Origin of the sequence: Clostridium sp. M62/1, assembly GCF_020736365.1 — a bacterium.
Lineage (GTDB): Bacteria > Bacillota > Clostridia > Lachnospirales > Lachnospiraceae > Otoolea > Otoolea saccharolyticum_A.
This window is the reverse complement of record NZ_CP085988.1, coordinates 1,179,287-1,194,976: the sequence shown is the minus strand read 5'-3', so window position 1 is coordinate 1,194,976 and position 15,690 is coordinate 1,179,287. Positions and strand designations below refer to the sequence as shown.

Annotated in this window: 13 protein-coding genes; 2 read left to right on the top strand and 11 right to left on the bottom strand. The window is 50.5% G+C overall.

The window, feature by feature from the left end; translation table 11 throughout:
- Nucleotides 1-79: 79 nt before the first annotated feature.
- A protein-coding gene (gene prfB / locus LK436_RS06040; protein ID WP_147594816.1) for a peptide chain release factor 2 occupies nt 80-1,202 on the bottom strand; the annotation gives its coding sequence in 2 pieces (ribosomal slippage) (nt 80-1,126 and nt 1,128-1,202; 1,122 coding nt in all).
- Between the two features lie 373 nt (nt 1,203-1,575).
- Nucleotides 1,576-4,329, bottom strand: coding sequence for a preprotein translocase subunit SecA (gene secA / locus LK436_RS06035; RefSeq protein ID WP_008399363.1), 2,754 nt, complete (start codon nt 4,327-4,329; stop codon nt 1,576-1,578).
- 996 nt (nt 4,330-5,325) lie between these two features.
- Here secA and hpf point away from each other — a divergent pair.
- On the top strand, nt 5,326-5,853 hold the full coding sequence (gene hpf / locus LK436_RS06030; protein ID WP_008399368.1) for a ribosome hibernation-promoting factor, HPF/YfiA family: 528 nt from the start codon (nt 5,326-5,328) through the stop codon (nt 5,851-5,853).
- 155 nt (nt 5,854-6,008) lie between these two features.
- On the opposite strand, the gene LK436_RS06025 is transcribed toward hpf, so the two are convergent.
- The 9 genes from LK436_RS06025 to LK436_RS05985 all read right to left on the bottom strand — a co-directional run bounded on the left by LK436_RS06025 (nt 6,009) and on the right by LK436_RS05985 (nt 15,102).
- Nucleotides 6,009-6,770: a copper homeostasis protein CutC gene (locus tag LK436_RS06025; protein ID WP_227910178.1), complete on the bottom strand. Its 762-nt coding sequence runs from the start codon at nt 6,768-6,770 to the stop codon at nt 6,009-6,011.
- 235 nt (nt 6,771-7,005) lie between these two features.
- The gene (locus tag LK436_RS06020) at nt 7,006-7,377 is read right to left on the bottom strand and encodes a DUF1667 domain-containing protein (protein WP_008399373.1); all 372 of its coding nucleotides are present in this window, start codon (nt 7,375-7,377) and stop codon (nt 7,006-7,008) included.
- 4 nt (nt 7,378-7,381) lie between these two features.
- Nucleotides 7,382-8,647, bottom strand: a complete 1,266-nt coding sequence (locus LK436_RS06015) for an NAD(P)/FAD-dependent oxidoreductase (protein WP_008399375.1) — start codon at nt 8,645-8,647, stop codon at nt 7,382-7,384.
- Between the two features lie 13 nt (nt 8,648-8,660).
- Nucleotides 8,661-10,100 (bottom strand): NAD(P)/FAD-dependent oxidoreductase, encoded by a 1,440-nt coding sequence (locus LK436_RS06010; protein ID WP_008399376.1) that lies wholly within the window; start codon nt 10,098-10,100, stop codon nt 8,661-8,663.
- Nucleotides 10,101-10,487: 387 nt separating this feature from the next.
- Entirely contained in the window at nt 10,488-11,201 is a 714-nt protein-coding gene (locus tag LK436_RS06005) for an MIP/aquaporin family protein (protein WP_008399378.1), read from the bottom strand.
- A gap of 180 nt (nt 11,202-11,381) precedes the next feature.
- Nucleotides 11,382-12,878 (bottom strand): glycerol kinase GlpK, encoded by a 1,497-nt coding sequence (glpK, locus tag LK436_RS06000; RefSeq protein ID WP_008399380.1) that lies wholly within the window; start codon nt 12,876-12,878, stop codon nt 11,382-11,384.
- Between the two features lie 95 nt (nt 12,879-12,973).
- Entirely contained in the window at nt 12,974-13,573 is a 600-nt protein-coding gene (locus tag LK436_RS05995; RefSeq protein WP_008399382.1) for a TetR family transcriptional regulator, read from the bottom strand.
- Nucleotides 13,574-13,587: 14 nt separating this feature from the next.
- The gene (locus LK436_RS05990) at nt 13,588-14,154 is read right to left on the bottom strand and encodes a glycerol-3-phosphate responsive antiterminator (RefSeq protein WP_008399383.1); all 567 of its coding nucleotides are present in this window, start codon (nt 14,152-14,154) and stop codon (nt 13,588-13,590) included.
- A 285-nt stretch (nt 14,155-14,439) separates the two neighbouring features.
- On the bottom strand, nt 14,440-15,102 hold the full coding sequence (locus tag LK436_RS05985; RefSeq protein ID WP_008399384.1) for a thioredoxin family protein: 663 nt from the start codon (nt 15,100-15,102) through the stop codon (nt 14,440-14,442).
- A gap of 360 nt (nt 15,103-15,462) precedes the next feature.
- Here LK436_RS05985 and LK436_RS05980 point away from each other — a divergent pair, with 360 nt between their 5' ends.
- Complete coding sequence (locus LK436_RS05980) at nt 15,463-15,663, top strand: hypothetical protein (RefSeq protein ID WP_008399385.1); 201 nt, start codon at nt 15,463-15,465, stop codon at nt 15,661-15,663.
- The last annotated feature ends 27 nt before the right edge of the window (nt 15,664-15,690 follow it).

The window sequence follows — 15,690 nt, the reverse complement described above, 5'->3', positions numbered from 1 at the left end:
TGTAAACCGCCTCAAAATGTTTGCGCCAGAAAAACATTTGTGTTCATAGGGAAGATATTATCACATTTATCAGACACAATCAATCACTTTTTTTATCGTTCAGGTTAATCCACTTCAAATACGCACTGATAAACAGGTCAATGTCTCCGTCCAGCACAGCGTTTACATTGCCGCTCTCCGCTCCCGTCCTGTGATCCTTGACCAGCGTGTACGGCTGCATTACGTAGGAGCGGATCTGGTTTCCGAAATTAATATCCTTCACATCTCCGCGGATGTCTGAGAGCTTTTCCGCATGCTCCTCCTGCTTCAGCATGTAGAGCTTTGTCTTCAGCATCTGCATGGCCACTTCCTTGTTCTGGAACTGGGATCTCTCATTCTGACACTGCACCACAATTCCCGTCGGAAGATGGGTAATGCGGATGGCGGAGGAGGTCTTGTTGATGTGCTGTCCGCCTGCGCCGCTGGAGCGGTAGGTATCAATCCGCAGCTCATCGGGGTTAATCTCCACATCCAGATCCTCCTTAATATCCGGCATCACGTCGCAGGAGACAAAGGAGGTCTGCCTTTTTCCGGCAGAGTTGAAAGGTGAAATTCGCACCAGCCGGTGGACGCCTCTCTCAGACTTGAGAAATCCATATGCATTTTCCCCGTTGATCTGGAGGGTAATGGACTTAATTCCCGCCTCTTCACCGTCCAGATAGTCAATGACGGCTGTGGTAAAGCCCTTTTTATCTGCCCACCGCTGATACATCCGGTACAGCATACTGCACCAGTCGCAGGCTTCCGTTCCGCCTGCGCCCGCATTCAGCTTCAGAATCGCATTATTATTGTCATACTCACCGGAAAGGAGAGTCTGGATGCGGATAGCTTCCAGCTTCTCTACAAAATCGTCCATCATTCCCTGAATTTCAGGAATCAGGGAGGGATCATTCTCCTCATATCCCATTTCCAGCATCACCTGGATGTCCTCATATTCCTGCTCCAGCTTCCGGTAGCTCTCCACCGTATCCTTGAGATTTTTGGCCTCGCGCATCAGCCTTGTGGACATCTCCGGATCGTCCCAGAAGCCGGGCTCCTCCATCGATTTATCCAGCTCGTCAATCCGTTTCACCTTGCCATCCAGGTCAAAGTGAATCCCTCACTTCCACCAGGGTATCGTCATACGTTGACAGCATGTACTTAAACTGATCTAACTCAACCATAGCTTCACCCACTTTCTTACTTTATTCTGGCTTACGCCTTACAGTTTCCTATTCTACATGATAGAAGGAATTTTAGCAAGGGCAGGAGCTGGAGAAGAGGCGGCAGGGAAAGAGGCGGCGTGGGAAAAAGCCGCGGAAAGAAAAGCGGCGGGAAGAAAAGCCGCGGAAAGAAAAGGGAAGGAGAGGAAGCTGACTGTGACTTCGCTGGAACTGTCAGCTTCCTCTCCTTCCCTATCCCCCCTCTCCTTCCCTATCCCCCCTCTCCTTCCCTCTCTGCTTCAAGTTTACATATCCCCCCCTTAACCAGGAAAAGGAGAAGATTTACTGTGACTTTTCCGGAACAGTAAATCTTCTCCTTTTCCCACCTGTATGCCTACTCGTCAGCCTTCTCGCTGCTGTCTGCCGTTTCTCCTGCGGCCTCCCTCTGGGCCATTCTCTCTGCCTTTCTGGCCTGTCTTTCCGCTCTCTGAGCTTCTTTCTCCGCCTGATGCTCCTTGCGTCGCTCATCTCGGCGGGCCTTCTTTTCCTGCTCGCTCACCTGGCGGGCCTGCAGGTTTGCAAGCATCTCACGTCCATGGCACTGCTTGAACTTCTTTCCGGAACCGCAGGGGCACGGATCGTTCGGATAAATCTTCTTTGTCTCTCTCTTCTGAGGAGCCTGAGGACCTGCATCCTTATTGGTTCCTGTCACCCTGGCTGCCGGTTCCCTCTCTACCTTCTGCTCCACGCGGATGTGGTAGAGGATTCTCACTGTATCCTCGCGGATTGCCGCTGTCATGGCGTCGAACATCTCGTAGCCGCTCATCTTGTATTCAACCAGAGGATCCTTCTGGCCGTAGGCCTGAAGTCCGATTCCCTCACGGAGCTGATCCATATCGTCAATGTGAGCCATCCACTTATTGTCGATTACCTTCAGAAGAACTACACGCTCCAGCTCGCGGATCTGCTCTGCCTGCTGGAATTCGGCCTCCTTGGCCTCGTAGAGCTTGGTAGCCGCCTCTTTGAGCATGTGCTTTAACTCGTTCTTCTTCATCTTCTTCTGATCATCCTTCAGGACAATCGGCTGAAGCGGGATGATGGAGAGCAGAAGGGAGTTGAGCTCTGTCAGGTTCCACTCCTCCGGACTCTGGTCATCGGAGATGGACAGATCCACTGCATTCTCCACAATATCCGTGATCATCTTCATGATCACATTTCTCATATTCTCTCCGTCCAGAACACGGCGGCGCTCCTCGTAGATAACCTCGCGCTGCTCATTCATAACCTCGTCGTACTTTAAGAGGTTTTCACGGATTCCGTAGTTATTTGTCTCAATCTTCATCTGTGCCTTCTCAATGGCATTGGAAAGCATCTTGTGCTCGATCTGCTCATTCTCCGGCACTCCCAGAGCATTGAACATGTTCATCAGCTTCTCGGAGCCGAACAGACGCATCAGATCGTCCTCCAGGGAAATGTAGAAGCGGGACTCTCCCGGATCTCCCTGACGTCCGGCGCGGCCTCTCAGCTGATTGTCGATACGCCTTGACTCATGGCGCTCTGTACCGATAATCTTCAGTCCGCCCAACTCCTTGGACACATCGTCCAGCTTAATATCCGTACCACGTCCGGCCATGTTGGTGGCGATGGTCACTGCGCCGTGAATTCCGGCATCCGCCACGATCTCAGCCTCCAGCTCATGGAACTTAGCGTTTAATACCTTGTGGGGAACACCGCGCTTTTTCAGCATCTTGCTCAGAAGCTCAGAGGTCTCAATGGTGATCGTACCCACCAGAACCGGCTGTCCCTTCTCGTGGGCTGCACAGACTTCCTCCACAACTGCGTGGAATTTCTCTTTCTTTGTCTTGTAAACTGCATCATTCTTATCAATACGGATTACCGGGCGGTTCGTCGGGATCACGATAACGTCCATCTGGTAGATGTTCCGGAACTCCTTCTCCTCGGTCTGGGCCGTACCGGTCATACCCGCCTTCTTCTTAAACTTGTTGAAGAAGTTCTGGAAGGTGATCGTCGCCAGAGTCCGGCTCTCCCTCTTGACCTCCACATGCTCCTTGGCCTCGATAGCCTGGTGAAGTCCGTCAGAGTAGCGGCGGCCCGGCATGATACGTCCTGTAAACTCGTCTACGATCAGAACCTCATTGTCCTTCACCACGTAATCCTTGTCGCGGAACATCAGATAGTTGGCCCTTAACGCCATGATCATGTTGTGCTGGATTTCCAGGTTCTCCGGATCTGCCAGGTTTTCAATATTAAAGTATTTCTCAACCTTCTTGACACCGTCCAGAGTCAGGTTGACAACCTTATCCTTCTCATTGACAACGAAATCTCCGGTCTCCTCAATCTCCTCGCCCATGATGGCGGACAGCTTCGTGAACTCGGCAGACGCCTCGCCCTGCTCCAGCTGCTTTGCCAGAATGTCGCAGACTTCGTAGAGCTTCGTGGATTTTCCGCTCTGTCCGGAGATGATCAGCGGTGTTCTGGCCTCATCGATTAAGACAGAGTCCACCTCGTCGATGATGGCGTAATCCAGATTTCTTAAAACCATCTGCTCCTTGTAGATGGCCATATTGTCCCTCAGATAGTCAAAGCCAAGCTCGTTGTTTGTCACATAGGTGATATCGCAGCCATAGGCCGCCTTTCTCTCCGGCGGAGTCATGGAATTTAATACCACGCCTACACTCAGCCCCAGGAAGCGGTGAACCTCTCCCATCCACTCGGCGTCACGCTTTGCCAGGTAATCGTTGACTGTAACGATGAAAACACCTTTTCCCGTAAGCGCATTCAGGTAAGCCGGGCAGGTGGACACCAGCGTTTTTCCCTCACCGGTCTTCATCTCCGCAATACGTCCCTGGTGAAGCACGATACCGCCGATGAGCTGTACCGGATAATGCTCCATCTTCAGCACACGCCTGGAAGCCTCACGGACAGTGGCAAATGCCTCTGGAAGAATATCGTCAAGGGTTTCCCCGTTTGCCAGACGCTCCTTAAACTTCCTGGTGTTGTCTTTCAGCTCCTCGTCCGTGAGCTTTTCCATCTCAGGCTTCAGAGCTACGATTTTATCCACAATGGGATAGATCAGCTTCAGCTCTCTGTCGCTGTGAGTTCCGAACACTTTCTCTATAAGATTCATTCCTTAATCTCCTACTTCTTTCGATTTCTCTTAATCTGGTTCTCCGGCTTTCGAATCCTGAGCGCCTGGGCTTTTCTGCTCCTGTTTTGTGAAACCTTCTGTCTGTTTTCTGCCCCGGGCGCCGGCCTGCCGCCTGCACAGTCAAATTTATCCTCCGCCTGCCATGGCGGTTTTATCAAAACGGCATAATCTGCCGCTGTACAATCTTAATTATTTTATCATTAACTTCCCTATCTTTCAATACATTCACAAATTTTTTACAGTTTGCTCGCATTTCGTTCATTTTTTATCCTGTTTTTCCCCAGGTCCATTCTCTGCCGCCCTTCAGCGCGGCATTTTTCTGGTTTTTCGCGCTGCGCTGCTTCTCTCTTTTCCTCTCCTGCCGGATCGATCTCAGCCCTGCCGCGCTCTGTGTCTCTTATGATTTCCCTTAAGCGCCTCCTTTTATTTACATAATTCGATTTATTATTGTAAACCCAGCAGGTTGCACAAAAAATATGTTCTGTTTTCGACTCATCCACACTATCCACAATCATTTTCCCGAAAATGTGCAAAAGTTATGCACATCAACTTCTGTCCGTTTTACAGGAAAAAGCAGTTATACACCGACTTATCCACATTATCCACATTTTTTCTCTGTTTATCACCAGTTTTCTCCAGACAAGGAAATCTGCGGCTCTTTTTGTACACATCTCATAAATTTTCCTTTTTCGACAAAAAATACACGATTCTGCCTTGACAGACTTTCCCACCCGACAGTCGTTTGTCAACCTGGTTTTAAAGAAAAAAAAGACACACAGGTCCTGTCTTTTTCTGTTTTTGCGCACCATCCGTCACATAACCCCAAAAACGCACCTCATTTCTTTACGGATGTCCAAATAAAAACCTTTTAGTGAAAATTAAGATTAATTTTCATAATATTTTTTATTTTTAATTGAATTTTTCTGATAAACATGCTATAATAAGGACATCCCAATAAAAAAGGAGCGATGACTTATGCGTTATACGATTACTGGAAGAAATATTGATGTTACGCCTGGACTTAGGGAAGCGGTTATTGAGAAAATCGGAAAGCTGGAACGCTATTTTAACCAGGATACAGAGGCCATCATTACCCTGAGTGTGACGAAAGACCGTCAGAAAATCGAGGTTACCATCCCGGTAAAAGGCCATATCATCCGTGCAGAAGAGCAGAGCACAGATATGTATGTATCCATCGACCTGGTAGAGGAGATCATCGAGCGCCAGCTCAAGAAATACAAGAGAAAACTCATTGATAAGAAACAGGCCCCTGTGGATTTCAGCGAGCTTTTTGTACAGGAAGAATCAGAGCCTGATGACGAGATCAAGATCGAAAAGGTAAAGAAATTCGCCATGAAGCCAATGGATCCGGAAGAAGCCTGCGTTCAGATGGAGCTGCTCGGACATTCCTTCTATGTATTCTTAAACGCAGAGACAGAGGAAGTCAACGTAGTATACAAGAGAAAGGGACACACCTACGGACTGATCGAACCGGAATTCTAAACCTTCATCTTTATAAACCATAAAATCTGCGGCTGAGACAGTACACGGCGGAGGGAACAAAAGCCCCTCCGCCGTGTACTGTCTCCTATTTTTTTGCAGCAGTTTTTTACTGCCGCCGTTCTTCTGCCATAGTCCGGCAGCTCTCCCTCATCCTCTTACCGCTCTCTAAACGCTTCTGCCAGCTCTCTGACCAGCCTCTCACTCACTCTGTCGTAATCCCTCTCGTGAGGCGCAGGGGCGATGCTGTAGTTCACCCCTTCCCCTACAGTAGTGACATCCCTCTCCCAGTATCGGCAGGAGGAGTGGAGCTGTCTGATACCCGTATACTCTGCAAGGGCCCTTGCATTTCCTGCATTGACGCCGCTTCCCGCCAGGAGCTGAATCCGGGAACCGTACGCGGCCTGAAGCTGCCTGAGAAGCTCCTTTCCCTGTTCTGCCTTCTCCTGCTGCCCGCTTGTGAGAATCCTGTCTGCTCCCAGCCCAATCAGCTCTTCAATAGCTCTCACCGGATCTTCTGTGCAGTCGAAGGCCCTGTGAAATACTGCTTCCCTTCCGTAGCTGTGAATCAGCTCTGTCATCCTGCCCGTTTTCTCCAGATCCACACACCTGTCCTCAGTCAGAAATCCAAAGGCAAGTCCGTCGCTTCCGTTCTCCAGAAGCTCCCTCGCCTCCTCAAACATCTGCTCCGTCTGAGCCTCTGTGTAGCAGAAACCGGCCCCCCTGGGCCGAACCATCGACACCACCAGCAGATCCGTACAGCGCTTCACCATTCTCAGGCAGGCGGCTGACGGCGTGAGGCCTCCCAGGGCCAGGGCGCTGTTTAACTCGATCCTCTCTGCCCCTCCCCGGGCAGCCGCCAAGGCATCCTCATAGCTTCCGCAGCAAATTTCAATCGTCATTTCTCTGTTTTCTGCCATTCTATCCCTTTTCCTTTCCTCTGTTTTCAATATCTTCATCTTACCGAACAGCCGGCTTCCCGGCTGCCGGTCATGGGTATTTCGCTCTTTCACCACACGCCCCAGGGCGTAAATCAGCCTTTTCCTTCCGGAGGGACCGGGATGTTTTCTGAAAGATAAAAAGCAGGGAAAAACTCCCTGCTTTTTATCATACCAAAATTTCAGTTTTTTCTGTAGCATTTTTTAATGTATATCTCTAGGCGCCCTTCTTCTGAATCTCCTTGGTGGCAATCACATCCACACCTGTCCCGCAGACATCCTTCAGAATCACATCCCCGATATGGACCGGCGCCTCCACGCAGACTCCCTTTAAGGCCCGCACGCAGTCGAAAATTTTCCCCTTGGGAATGTCGTTTCTTGTCTTAACGGAAACCATGTCGAGATTTCCTCCCTTAACCATCACTGTGGAGGTCACAATCCTCGTCGGATTCGTCACCTCCTTGCGGGCATAGTCATCGCCCCGCTTGCAGGTATTTCCTGTCACGCTCTTAATCTCACCGTTTTCCATCTCAACGGTTACCATACATCCCAGAGGGCAGCCAATACAGATCAGTTCTCTCTTTTCCATCGTCCTACGCCTCCTCTATTTTCAGTGTAATCGTCTTTAAGTCCGGACAGCCCAGAAGCTGCTCTTTTTTGAAGGTTACATTCTCCATCTCCCCCGGCGCCACCACCGGACGTTTTCTGTGAATGACCCGCTCATCGTCAAAGTATACGCTCACATAGCAGTTTTTGTAGACATTGCCCACACGGAAGCGCACAGTCAGAGCATCTGCCATCCGCTCCGGATCGATGGTCTTTGGAACAGTGTAGCGCACGCCCTCTGTGGGGATAAGCCGGATCTCTCTTCCGCTTCCCTCCGGAAGGGCTCCCTTCACATACTTGGCCGCATTTTCGCCTGCCACGGCCGCCTCCTCAGACACATAATCCACCAGATCGTGAACGTGGAGCACATTTCCGCAGGCAAACACGCCCTCTATGTTTGTCTCCAGGCTCTCGTTGACAGACGGGCCAGAGGTGACGGGCTCAATATCCACGCCCATTCCGCGGCTTAATTCATTTTCAGGGATCAGTCCCACAGACAGAAGGAGGGTATCGCAGTCATAGTCCTCCTCTGTTCCGGGAATCGGCTTTCCTTTCTCGTCCACCTGGGCCAGGGTGATGCCTGTAAGCCTCTCCTTTCCGCGGATCTCCACAACCGTGTGGCTCAGCTTTAACGGAATGCCGTAGTCGTCCAGGCACTGGACAATGTTCCTCTTAAGGCCGCCGGAGTAAGGCATCAGCTCTGCCACCACCTTTACCTTGGCGCCCTCAAGGGTCATTCTCCTGGCCATGATCAGCCCGATATCTCCGGAACCGAGGATGACAACCTCACGGCCCGGCATAAAGCCCTCCATATTTACAAGGCGCTGAGCCGTTCCCGCTGAGTAAATTCCGGCCGGACGGTAGCCGGGGATATTCAGAGCTCCCCTGGATCTCTCCCGGCAGCCCATAGCCAGGATCACCGCCTTTGCCTGGATCTCAAACAGCCCCTCCTCCCGGTTCATGGCTGTGACAACCTTCTCGTGGGAGATGTCAATGACCATTGTGTTCAGGTAATATTCAATCTGAAGCTCCTCCACCTGGTCGATAAACCGGCGTGCATACTCCGGTCCTGTCAGCTCCTCCTTGAAGGTGTGAAGCCCGAATCCGTTGTGAATGCACTGGTTCAGGATTCCTCCCAGTTCCTTGTCCCTCTCCAGAATCAGGATGCTGTCAATTCCGTTTCTCTTTGCGGCAGCGGCCGCAGCCAGTCCGGCAGGGCCTCCTCCGATAATGACAATATCATATGATTTCATGGCGTCCCCCTCCTTACAGTCTGTCCTTGTTGGTTCCCACTACGATTTTGGAATCGCCGCCGGACTTTGTAACCTCGTACATGCTGATATTAAGCTCCCTTGCCAGGATATCCATGGTTCTCGGTGAACAGAATCCTGCCTGGCAGCGGCCCATTCCCGCTCTTGTACGCCGCTTCACTCCGTCTAAGGACTTTGCTCCCAGCGGTCTGTGGATGGCGTCGAGAATTTCTCCCTCAGAGATCGTCTCGCAGCGGCAGATAATATTTCCGTAGGCAGGCTGCTCCTTAATGAGCCTGCTTCTCTCCTCCTTGGACAGAGATTTAGGATCGAGGATTCCCTTTCTGGTGGCAATGAAGTTGTCCTTCTCCTTCAGATCAGCCTTCTCCCTCAGAATGTCAGCGACCATCTTTCCGATGGCAGGGCTGCTGGAAAGTCCCGGAGACTCAATTCCGGCGCAGTCGATAAATCCTTTGCAGTCAGGAAGCTCCCTGATAATAAATTCATGGTGATCCTCATGGGCGCGCAGCCCTGCGAAGGAGGTGATAACCTGGCGCATGGGAATGTTGTTCACGCTGTTCTGCGCCTTCTCGATAACCTCGTCAAGCCCCTCTCTGGTCGTATTCGTCCCTTCCTTGTCATCGATGTCGATGGCAGTGGGGCCCAGAAGCAGGTTCCCGTGAATTGTCGGTGTGACGAGAATTCCCTTTCCGAACTTTCCGGGGAGGGTAAATACTGTCTTATCTACCAGATTGCCGGCTGTGCGGTCAAGGAGGCAGTAATCGCCGCGCCTTGGCGTAATATGGATTTTCTCCTCGCTCATCATGTTGTGGAATTTATCTGCGTATACGCCTGCCGCGTTCACCACAAATCTCGTCTTCAGTACCCCGTTGTTCGTGTGAAGCTCAAAGGTTCCGTCCTCCGTCTTCTTAATATCCTGAACCTCTGTGTTGAACTTGAATTCCACCCCGTTCATGTTGGCATTTTCAGCCAGGGCAATCGTTAAGCCGAAGGGACATACGATTCCTCCCGTAGGAGCGTAGAGTGCAGCTACTGCATTGTCCGTGATATTGGGCTCCATCGCCTTTAACTCTTCCCTGTTTAAAATACGAAGCTCCTTCACTCCGTTTTTGATTCCCCGCTCATAGAGGGCCTGAAGGTTCGGCAGCTCCTCCTCATGGAGACAGAGAACCAGGGAGCCGTTTCTCCTGAAGTGAAAGTCCAGATCCTTTGAGAGCTGCTCCATCATCTGGTTTCCTTCCACATTGAGCTTGGCCATCAGTGAGCCAGAGGCCGCGTCATATCCTGCATGGATAATGGCACTGTTGGCCTTGGATGTGCCGCAGCAGACATCCTCTTCCTTCTCCACGACGCAGAAGCTTCCCTGGTACCGTGACAGCTCTCTGGCTGAAGCACAGCCTGAAACGCCTGCGCCGATAATAATAACGTCATACATACTCCATTCCTCCTCGCTGCAGTTTGGCTGCTAAAGTGTTAAGGAAGCGCAGTGAAATACGCCTGGGCCTATTTCCCGCGTTCCAGTATCGGTCAAATCGCGCTGCGGACAGCGCATTTTCTTTTGCCGTTGGTTTAAAATCTGTGAAAATCAGACGGTGAAAATCCCGCCGCGCGGCTGCCTTAAGCAGCCCTTTTCCTCTGCGCGGTGTGCGCATCCCGCCCGGCAGGACTTTTTGTATCGCAGGAAATTCAAAGGGATTTCCTATGATACAAAAAGCCAGGCAAAAGAAACCAGCCTGTAAGCTGATGATTTCCTTGCCCGGCTCATCTCTCCATGCAATACCTATTTAATTAACTTCACGCACTCCGTGCGTTCAGTTGTGCTTTACCATGGAATAGCTCCGTAGAGCAATACAGCGACGATGGCGCCAATGATCGGGCCAACTACCGGAACGTATGCATAGCCCCAGTTGGAACCGCCCTTGCCCTGAATCGGGAGAACTGCATGGGCAATTCTCGGGCCGAGATCACGGGCCGGGTTGATTGCATATCCTGTCAGACCGCCCAGGGACATGCCGACGGATACGATGATTCCGAATACCAGGAATTTATCTAAGCCGACTTCTGCTGCTCCTGGAACATTGCCAAGACCCTTGATAGCAAATACAAGGACGAATGTGCCTATTGCCTCAGACAGAATGTTGAGCGGCTTGTTGTCGATAGAAGGACCTGTACAGAACACGCCCAACTTTGTGCCTGCATCGGGAGTTGCGTCAAACTGATCCTTAAACAGGATGTATACCAGGCAGGCTCCCACAAAGGCTCCTGCAAACTGAGCAATGATATAGCCCGGGACAAGTGCCCAGTCAAAGCTTCCGTCAATGGCCAGAGCCAAAGTCAGAGCCGGGTTGAAAGAAGCGCCGGAGGCAGCTCCGAAGATAAATGCCGGAACCATTACCGCAAGGCCCCATGCAAAGGTAATCTGGACAGAGCCTCCGCCCTTCATACCGGATTTGTTCAGATTCACGTTAGCTACAACGCCGTCGCCTAAAAGGATCAGCATCATGGTTCCCAAAAATTCAGCTATATATGGCAGCATAAAATTTCCCCCTTTTCTTCTCCTGTCACGGACGGCGGAAATTCAGTCTCTCCCGCCCGGGGAAAAACTGATGTCTTTCCCGCCGCCCTTTTATCAATCCACAAAATTCACACTGCATTGAGGCTGCCGGCAGTCTGTGCTTTCCCCCGCCTGCAGCTCACCCCGTGACCGCTGTCGGGATTAATCCTCCTTCGCCCAGCCGAAGGAATACTTCACTGCCTTATTCCAGCCTTTGACCTTCTTATCTCTCTCCTCAGCCTCAATCTGCGGAGCGAATACACGGTCAATCGCCCAGTTCTTAATTACATCCTCTTTGCTTGCCCAGTAGCCAACTGCAAGGCCTGCCAGGTAAGCAGCTCCCATGGCTGTAGTCTCTACACATTTCGGGCGATGTACCGGAGCCTGGATAATATCAGACTGGATCTGCATCAGCAGATTGTTGGCGCTGGCGCCGCCGTCCACCTTGAGTGCTCCAAGATGAATGCCGGAATCAGCCTGCATAGCCTGCAGTACGTCATTTGTCTGATATGCCAGAGATTCCAGAGTCGCGCGGATAATATGATACTTGTTGACGCCTCTCGTAATTCCTACGATTGTTCCTCTTGCGTACTGATCCCAGTGGGGAGCGCCCAGTCCCGTGAAGGCCGGAACGACGTAGCATCCGTTTGTATCCTTAACCTTCTTGGCCATGTACTCAGAGTCCGGGGAAGAATCGATCAGTCTCATCTCATCTCTCAGCCACTGGATCGCTGCACCTGCAACGAAGATGGAACCCTCAAGGGCGTAATTTACTTTGCCGTCAAGTCCCCATGCGATTGTAGTTACAAGTCCGTTCTTGGAGAATACCGGCTTTTCGCCTGTGTTCATCAGCATGAAGCAGCCGGTTCCATATGTATTCTTTGCCTCGCCCGGGTTAAAGCAGGTCTGTCCGAACAGAGCGGACTGCTGATCGCCTGCTGCGCCGCCAATCTTGATGGGGCCGCCGAACCAGGACGGATCCGACTCGCCATATACGCAGCTGGATGGCTTTGCCTCAGGAAGCATGCATTTCGGAATATTTAACTCTGCCAGGATCTCATCATCCCACTGCAGTGTGTTGATATTGAACAGCATCGTTCTGGATGCGTTGGAGTAATCCGTTACATGGACAGCACCCTTTGTCAGCTTCCAGATCAGCCAGGTTTCCACTGTACCGAACAGGAGTTCACCCTTCTCAGCTCTCTCTCTCACGCCCGGAACATTGTCCAGGATCCATTTTAACTTGGTTCCTGAGAAGTAGGCATCAATGACAAGGCCTGTTTTTTCTCTGAATTTGTCTGTCAGCCCCTTCTCCTTAAGAGAATCACAGTATTCGGAGGTACGGCGACACTGCCATACAATCGCATTGTAAACCGGTTCCCCTGTTTCCTTATCCCAGACAATCGTGGTTTCACGCTGGTTGGTAATACCGATAGCGGCAATATCCTCTGCGGTCGCACCAATCTGAGCCATAGCCTCCACTGCTACGGAGAGCTGAGAGGACCAGATCTCATTTGCATTGTGCTCAACCCAGCCTGGTTTTGGGAAATACTGTGTAAATTCCTTCTGCGCCACGCTGCACATCTCACCCTTTTCATTAAAAAGGATACATCTGTTACTGGTAGTTCCAGCGTCCAATGCCATTACATACTTTGCCATAAGAAACCCCTCCTTACATAATATAGTTTTATGGTAGCATCTTTATTGTCAAATGTCTTTAGACAATAATCTCAAATTGTTAAAACAGAACAACTTCAAGCTGTTTTTATCCTGTTTTTAGTATACTTTTCCTCGCTTTTTTTAGACGAAGATGCACATTTGGCGCAAATCAGCGAACATACCTGCAAAAGCTCCCTGAGATTCTGTGCATTCTGTTCCTTTGGAACCTTCCGACAGGATACATATCGGAAAATGTACTGGATCACCGATTCTGTCAAAAAATCCACAAGAAGTTCTCTTCCCCCTGAAAGACTCCTTGTCTCACTCTCTGTCAGCATATTCCCCACCAGGCGGCGAATCTGAGCCTCTACCGCAGGTTTCAGGTGGTTCGCAACCCGATCCCACTCCATCTCCTGAAGCATTTTTCTGTAAAACCACCGGTTCTCCTCTATCAGCGCCATGAGATGTTCCAGCCAGTGTGAAAAGCTCTCCTCCTGCCGGTAGGCAATCTGGTCAATCAGCTCATACTGGCAGATCAGTTCGATCACCTCATAGATGTCCTGAAAGTGATAGTAGAAACTCTGCCTCGTCATGTGGCTTCGCTCGACGATATCCTGAATTGTAATCTTTTTAATGGGCTTTTCCGCCATCAGCTCCTTCAATGCCTGGGCCAGCCTTCTTTTCGTGTCTGACATCCAAAAGCCTCCTCTCAGATAAACCAGGTGTTCTGATTCGTGGATGAGATGGAAATGGCTCCGGCCTCAATAGCCGCGTAGATATCTGCCTTCTCCCCAATCAGACCGCCTGCGATCACAGGCGCGGATACCATTTTTGTAACCCTTGTTATGATTTTCGGCATAATGCCGGGAAGAATCTCCACAAAATCCGGCAGAGCCGCATCATACTGCTTCTTAATATTGTCAAACGCCATGGAATCAATGACGAAGAAACGGAACACCGTTGCCATTCCCAGCTCCTTGGCTCTTCGGATGAGCGGCAGCTTTGTGGAGATAATCCCGTCGGCCCTTGTATTCCGGTGAAGGAAATCAACCGCTATCTCCTTTCCTGAAAGGCCGGATATCAGATCCACATGTATCATGGCAAATTTTCCCTTTTCCTTAATCCTCTCCACAATCTCCGGGATTCCGACAATATCCCCATACAGCACAAACACAATCTGGATATCTGAGCTAAGGCACTTCTCAAGCCCTGCCTCATCCTTGACAGCCGCGATCACCGGGCAGTCTGTCACTGTATCATACAGCTTCTGTTCCATATCACACCTTCCTTCAGTCCGCCGCCCGCCCATAGAGGCAGGCCGTCTCTGCGGCAAATTCTATTCTGCCGCAGTGCGATCCCCGCGGAGCGTTTTTATATAACAGGGAACGAAGTTTCCTGTTATATAAAAAAGAGCCGGGTTAAAAACGGCATCTCTGCCGTTATTCAACCTGCTCCTCTCTCCTGGTTCATCTTTGATTATAAATTATCCTAACACAATACACAATTTAAGTCAATATATCGTTATTTTATTATCATTTTTGCACAATTTTTTCTTCTCTTCCTACCGGAGAAGGGCTAAAAGCTCTTCCAGGCTCTTTTCTCCCATGTACATCGCTTCCCCGATCAGAATCGCCGGCACTCTCGAGAGCTTGTACTTTTCCACTAAATCCGGATACAGCCTTGCATCTACCATAGTACATTCCACATTGGGGCTCAGAAGAGCCAGGGTCTGCCCTGCTGTCACAACACTCTGGCAGTGGTGACAGGAAAGTGACACGAACACGCGGATAACATTTTTCTTTTTGAGCTTTGCGATTTTTTTAAGCAGTTTCTGATCCAGTTCCTTTTCAGGCCCCGCCGCATTGAGGATAGCCGCCACAAAAGAATTAATCTCCTTTCCTCCCGGAACTCCCAGAAAGGCTGCTCCCAGATAGCCGTTTTCCCCGAACAGCCCTGTAGAGGGAAGATGTTCTGTGTCCAGCGCCCCATCCGCCTCACTGTCCTCTCCCCGTTCCAGCAGCTGCAGTTCTATCCAGGGGCTCAGCTGCGCCACTGCCTTCAAAAAGGATCCCATCTCCACGCTGGCCGGCTGTTCCGGATCGAGTACCGCCTTCAGGCAGACCGGGCGCACCAGTCTCTCAAAAATCATCTTAAGGTTTTTTTTCAGCTCCTCATTCACCAGGCTGCTCTCACTTGGAATTTTCGCTTCCAGACTCTGACTCATATCCTGCTTTCTCCCTTCTGACTGTCAGCGCAACCGCTATCCTGCAAAATAGCTTCCGCATCTGCAGCGCGCCTTCATCTTATCCTCCTCGCTTTTTCTCTGCCCCTTTTTTCAGTCACACTGGTTTGGGGCTTTGTCATATGGTTCCATTATACCGGCAGTATAGAGAAAAAGCAACTCTTCGCCCCATAAATAGCAGACGAATCCTGAAGTCCCCTCCCTTGTTTCCCAAAAGTCTGTACAATTTTTTCTAATTGTCAAATTTTGCTCTTAATTCCTTTTATTTACAGCCGCCTCTCCTTGAATTTTTTCCTCTGTGCGGATATAATATGCTTATCAAAGTGTGAGGAGGTATCGGAGATGGAAGAAAAGAAACAGACTGGCTGGGCCAACTTAAACGGAATCAGTGACGATGACAAAACCTGCGGCTTGAACGATATGAACTGTCTCGGGGAGGACGACGATTCCAGCTGCGGACTCAACGATATGAACTGTGTAGATGGAAAAGACGATCTCTCCTGTTCTCTGAACAACATGAACTGCGAGGACGACAAGAAATAGCCTGCCTGGGCAGGATCAGATCGGATG

Bases quoted from the DNA above. Each gene is read 5' to 3' on its own strand.
- LK436_RS05985 (WP_008399384.1), bottom strand. From the start codon at position 15,102: ATGAGTCAGAGTCTGGAAGCGAAAATTCCAAGTGAGAGCAGCCTGGTG.
- LK436_RS06025 (WP_227910178.1), bottom strand. From the start codon at position 6,770: ATGGCAGAAAACAGAGAAATGACGATTGAAATTTGCTGCGGAAGCTAT.
- LK436_RS05980 (WP_008399385.1), top strand. From the start codon at position 15,463: ATGGAAGAAAAGAAACAGACTGGCTGGGCCAACTTAAACGGAATCAGT.
- LK436_RS06010 (WP_008399376.1), bottom strand. From the start codon at position 10,100: ATGTATGACGTTATTATTATCGGCGCAGGCGTTTCAGGCTGTGCTTCA.
- LK436_RS05995 (WP_008399382.1), bottom strand. From the start codon at position 13,573: ATGTCAGACACGAAAAGAAGGCTGGCCCAGGCATTGAAGGAGCTGATG.
- LK436_RS06005 (WP_008399378.1), bottom strand. From the start codon at position 11,201: ATGCTGCCATATATAGCTGAATTTTTGGGAACCATGATGCTGATCCTT.
- LK436_RS06015 (WP_008399375.1), bottom strand. From the start codon at position 8,647: ATGAAATCATATGATATTGTCATTATCGGAGGAGGCCCTGCCGGACTG.
- hpf (WP_008399368.1), top strand. From the start codon at position 5,326: ATGCGTTATACGATTACTGGAAGAAATATTGATGTTACGCCTGGACTT.
- secA (WP_008399363.1), bottom strand. From the start codon at position 4,329: ATGAATCTTATAGAGAAAGTGTTCGGAACTCACAGCGACAGAGAGCTG.
- LK436_RS05990 (WP_008399383.1), bottom strand. From the start codon at position 14,154: ATGGAACAGAAGCTGTATGATACAGTGACAGACTGCCCGGTGATCGCG.
- LK436_RS06020 (WP_008399373.1), bottom strand. From the start codon at position 7,377: ATGGAAAAGAGAGAACTGATCTGTATTGGCTGCCCTCTGGGATGTATG.
- glpK (WP_008399380.1), bottom strand. From the start codon at position 12,878: ATGGCAAAGTATGTAATGGCATTGGACGCTGGAACTACCAGTAACAGA.